Source organism: Gilvibacter sp., from assembly GCF_013214815.1.
In the GTDB taxonomy this organism is placed as follows: Bacteria; Bacteroidota; Bacteroidia; order Flavobacteriales; family Flavobacteriaceae; genus Gilvibacter.
The window spans coordinates 1-4,803 of the sequence record NZ_JABSPU010000109.1; the positions used below are offsets into that span (position 1 = coordinate 1).

A 4,803-nucleotide genomic window follows, 5' to 3' on the forward strand; every position below is an offset into this window, starting at 1 on the left:
CATTGCATTATTGGTGATAATGTAACCATCCATTCCGGAACGGTTTTAGGAGCAGATGCCTTCTATTACAAAAACAGACCTGAAGGCTACGATAAACTCCTCAGTGGAGGTCGTGTGGTCATTCAAGACGATGTTGACTTAGGAGCCTTATGTACCATTGACAAAGGGGTTACAGGAGATACGACCATTATGAAAGGGACTAAAATTGACAATCAAGTCCATATTGGTCATGATACCGTCATTGGTGAACGCTGCCTTATTGCCTCACAAACCGGAATTGCCGGCTGCGTGATCATGGGCAATCAAGTGACCGTTTGGGGACAGGTTGGAATTACCAGCGGAATCACCATTGGAGACAAGACAGTAATCTCTGCCAAAGCAGGAGTGAGTAAATCCTTAGAAGGCGGGAAGCACTATTTTGGTATTCCAGCCGATGAATTCAGAAAGAAATACAAAGAAATAGCCTCCATCAGAATGATACCAGCTTTGATGGAGCAAATCAAACAGCAAAACAAATAATATGTCTAAAGAAGTAGTACGCAACTTTTACAAGGCCGATATATTAGGGGATCCGACGGTTTTAAAGACCTTTTTCCACCCAGAAATCAGTTTGATCTGGAACAGCAATGATGGATTGACCATTATGAATTACCAAGATCTGGAAGGCTTTTTTGGGGAGATCAGAAACACTTATGACGATTTGAGAATTGAAGTGAGTCACCTTTTACAGGACGACAACTTTGTGACCATCAGATACAAATACTACGTCAGTACTTTAGAGAATCCAGAGGAGGAGTTGGGTATTGCTCACTTTATCGCTATTTGGGAGATCAAAGACGGACAAATGTATCGCGGTTATCAAGTGAGTCAACCGGTGACAGAACTAGACGACACCACAGAATCTTATCATAAAGTTAAAGTCTAGTCCACTTATTTTTTAGGAGATAAAAGTGTATTTTTGTACTCCGAAAAACCAAATGTAAATTACAGCTACACATGAGCGTATTAGTCAATAAAGATTCTAAGATAATTGTACAAGGATTCACTGGGAGCGAGGGAACATTCCACGCCAGCCAAATGATCGAGTACGGAACCAATGTTGTTGGAGGTGTGACTCCTGGAAAAGGAGGACAATCCCACTTGGATCGCCCGGTATTCAACACGGTTGCAGAAGCCGTAAAAGAAACTGGTGCGGACACCACGATCATCTTTGTACCACCAGCTTTTGCTGCAGACGCTGTTATGGAAGCTGCAGATGCAGGAATTAAAGTAATTATCACAATTACTGAAGGAATTCCTGTTGCGGATATGATCAAAGCCTCTAATTATATCGCTGAGCGCGACTGTCGCTTGGTAGGGCCTAACTGCCCAGGAGTAATAACTCCGGGAGAGGCTAAGGTTGGTATTATGCCAGGTTTTGTTTTCAAAAAAGGAAACGTAGGTATTGTATCTAAATCGGGTACATTGACTTATGAAGCTGCGGACCAAGTGGTACGCCAAGGCCTTGGAATTACTACTGCTATTGGTATTGGTGGAGATCCAATCATTGGAACAACAACCAAAGAAGCTGTTGAAATGCTGATCAACGATCCAGAAACCGAATGTGTGGTGATGATCGGTGAGATCGGTGGGCAATTAGAGGCCGATGCGGCTAATTGGTACCAAAACAGCGGAAGCAAAAAGCCAGTAGTTGGATTCATCGCAGGTGAGACTGCTCCAAAAGGAAGAACAATGGGTCACGCTGGTGCTATTGTAGGCGGAAGCGAAGACACTGCTCAGGCCAAAAAACAAATTATGCGTGAATGCGGAATTCACGTGGTAGACTCTCCAGCAGAGATCGGCAAAAAAGTCGCTGAAGTACTGGGATAGGCTGTTAAAACTTTTAAGAAGAGACCGTGTAAATTACCATAATTTTATACGGTCTCTTTTTATTTAAAGCCTCCTCATTTACTATCTTTACCATTCAACCAACTAAAATTTACCACTTTGAAAATACTTGAAGGAAAAACAGCGATCATTACCGGCGGAAGCCGTGGAATCGGGAAGGGAATAGCAGAGGTATTTGCTGCCCACGGAGCCAATGTAGCTTTTACCTACAGTTCATCCGCAGAAGCAGCGAATGCCTTAGCTGCAGAGCTAAACGCCACGGGAGTAACTGCAAAGGCATATCAATCCAACGCCGCTGATTTTGAGCAGTGTGAGGCATTGGTAAAACAAGTTTTAGAAGATTTTGGAACGGTAGATGTTTTGATCAACAATGCTGGGATCACCAAAGACAACTTACTCATGCGTATGAGTGAAGAAGACTTTGACAAAGTGATCGAGGTTAACCTCAAGTCTGTGTTCAATATGACTAAAGCCATTCAGCGTACGTTCTTAAAACAACGCAGTGGTTCAATCATCAACATGAGTTCTGTGGTAGGTGTCAAAGGAAATGCAGGACAAGCCAATTACGCAGCTTCTAAAGCTGGAATCATTGGATTCAGTAAGTCTGTTGCCTTGGAGTTGGGATCGCGTTCTATTCGTTGTAATGTGATCGCACCGGGATTCATTGAAACGGAAATGACTGCGAAGTTGGATCCGGATACTGTACAAGGATGGCGTAATGCAATCCCACTTAAGCGTGGAGGACAACCAGAAGATATTGCGAATGCCTGTGTTTTCCTAGCCAGTGACCTGTCGGCCTACATCACCGGACAAGTAATGAATGTAGACGGTGGTATGCTCACCTAATACTTAGATTCTAGATTAATTAATGTCCGCAACGACCCTTTTATCTCTTATTGCTGCTGCAGTTATTGCTCTTGGGTTGTCTGCGTATATGTATGGTTTTAAATCACGTTTGAACCCAAGACTCCGCTGGATTCTTGGGATTCTTCGTTTTATGACTTTATTGACCCTAGGTGTTCTTTTGGTCAATCCGAAGATCAAAAAAGAAACCTATACCACTCAAAAACCAGCATTGAACATATTGGTTGACAATTCAAGTTCTTTGGAGAATTTGGATCGAGTTAGTTTGGCAACTAATTTGAGTAATGCGCTAAACACAGATACTGAGCTTATGGAGCGCTTTGATATTACTGCTTATCAATTCGATCAAAGCTTTGGTCCACTGTCTGACTTGAATTACCAAGGAGTCACCACAAATATAGCCGACGGTTTAACAGGACTAGAAACTATATACGGCGATCAAAACGCAGTAACTGTGCTACTGAGTGATGGAAATCAGACCTTGGGTAGGGATTATGCCAGTTTGGCAAGTCGTCTTAAGAATCCAGTATTCCCTATGGTCATGGGAGATACCACCCAATTTGAAGATCTGCGTATTACTCGTTTGAACGCCAACAGATACGCTTATCAAGACAATGAGTTTCCTGTGGAGCTCTCTTTAGGATACACAGGAACTGGTGCTGTAAATTCGGTATTGATCATTCGCAAAGGAAATCAAGTGGTTAAGAGACAGCCAGTTAGCTTTGACACTCAAGCCAACGCGCAGACACTGCAAGTGCTGCTCAAAGCAGATCAGGTGGGGATACAAACCTATACTGCAGAACTTCAGTCCTTGAGCAACGAGCGAAACACCAGTAATAATAGACAACAGTTTGCGGTAGAGGTTATAGACCAGAGCACGCGTGTTGCAGTGATTACCACGATTCAACATCCTGATCTAGGAGCACTCAAAAAGTCCATAACTACTTTAAAACAAAGAGAAGTCGAGGTTATGGAACCGGCTCAGGCGGTGGGTAATTTAGACGATTATCAATTGGTGATTCTGTATCAACCCGACTCTAGATTTGCAGCCGTATACCAAGAACTCAACGAGCTCAAGAAGAACCGTTGGACCATTACAGGCCTACAAACGGATTGGAATTTTTTAAACGACGTTCAACTTAAATATGCAAAAATAGGCGCCGGTGGAGAGGATCAGGTTTCTGCTGAGACCAATAGGAACTATCCCATTTTTGCTATGGACCCCGTGGATTTTAGCAGTTATCCTCCATTGATCACTCAATTCGGGAGTTTGGATGTTTTTGTTCCATACGATGAAATTTTGAGTCAAACCATTTCCGGTATTTTTACGGAATCTCCCATGCTATTCAGTTTTGAAGCGGATGGGGTCCGTGAAGCCGTTTGGGATGCACAGGACCTATGGCGTTGGCGTGCGCACAACTTTATTGAGACTCGAGGATTTGACCAATTTGATGATCTGGTCGCCAATATGGTACAGTATCTATCGTCTAATAAGCGCAGAAGCCGATTGAACGTATCTTATGAATCCTTTTATTACAGCAACGCGCAAATAGGTATTCAAGCGCAGTACTTCAATGAGAATTACCAATTTGATCCTGAAGCGAGTTTGAATTTGACCTATACCGCAACAGATGGCACTAGTCAGCGTTTGCCCATGCTGCTTAAAAACAACTACTACCAAGCAAATCTAGATGGATTGGCTGCTGGTGTTTATGATGTCACGGTCACTGTTGATGGGCAGGGGATTGCCAGAAGCGGGCAATTCACCATTTTGGATTTTAGCGAGGAGGAGCAACTGCTAACACCAGATGTTCTAAAACTCACTGCTTTGGCAGCGAATACTCAAGGGAGTGTTTTTTACGAGGATCAATTGGAGGAGATCAAATCAGCATTAATTACAGATGATCGCTTTGTTCCTGTTCAGAAAAGTAGGCAAAATGTCGTACCTTTAATATCCCTAAAATTCCTGCTCGGATTGCTCGGATTACTACTAGCAATAGAGTGGTTTACCAGAAAATACAACGGATTAATATAATATTGAAACCATGGAAA

The 4,803-nt window shown here is 42.9% G+C and carries 5 protein-coding genes; all 5 read left to right on the forward strand.

What is annotated here, in order from left to right; translation table 11 throughout:
- Positions 1-519: UDP-3-O-(3-hydroxymyristoyl)glucosamine N-acyltransferase (locus HRT75_RS14020; RefSeq protein WP_291188021.1), on the forward strand; the 519-nt coding region annotated here is incomplete at its 5' end.
- A gap of 1 nt (position 520) precedes the next feature.
- The gene (locus HRT75_RS14025; protein WP_291188024.1) at positions 521-925 is read left to right on the forward strand and encodes a nuclear transport factor 2 family protein; all 405 of its coding nucleotides are present in this window, start codon (positions 521-523) and stop codon (positions 923-925) included.
- Between the two features lie 71 nt (positions 926-996).
- The gene (gene sucD / locus HRT75_RS14030) at positions 997-1,869 is read left to right on the forward strand and encodes a succinate--CoA ligase subunit alpha (protein WP_291188027.1); all 873 of its coding nucleotides are present in this window, start codon (positions 997-999) and stop codon (positions 1,867-1,869) included.
- A gap of 117 nt (positions 1,870-1,986) precedes the next feature.
- Positions 1,987-2,733, forward strand: a complete 747-nt coding sequence (fabG, locus tag HRT75_RS14035; RefSeq protein ID WP_291188030.1) for a 3-oxoacyl-[acyl-carrier-protein] reductase — start codon at positions 1,987-1,989, stop codon at positions 2,731-2,733.
- A gap of 22 nt (positions 2,734-2,755) precedes the next feature.
- The gene (locus HRT75_RS14040) at positions 2,756-4,786 is read left to right on the forward strand and encodes a VWA domain-containing protein (RefSeq protein ID WP_291188033.1); all 2,031 of its coding nucleotides are present in this window, start codon (positions 2,756-2,758) and stop codon (positions 4,784-4,786) included.
- Positions 4,787-4,803: the final 17 nt, after the last annotated feature.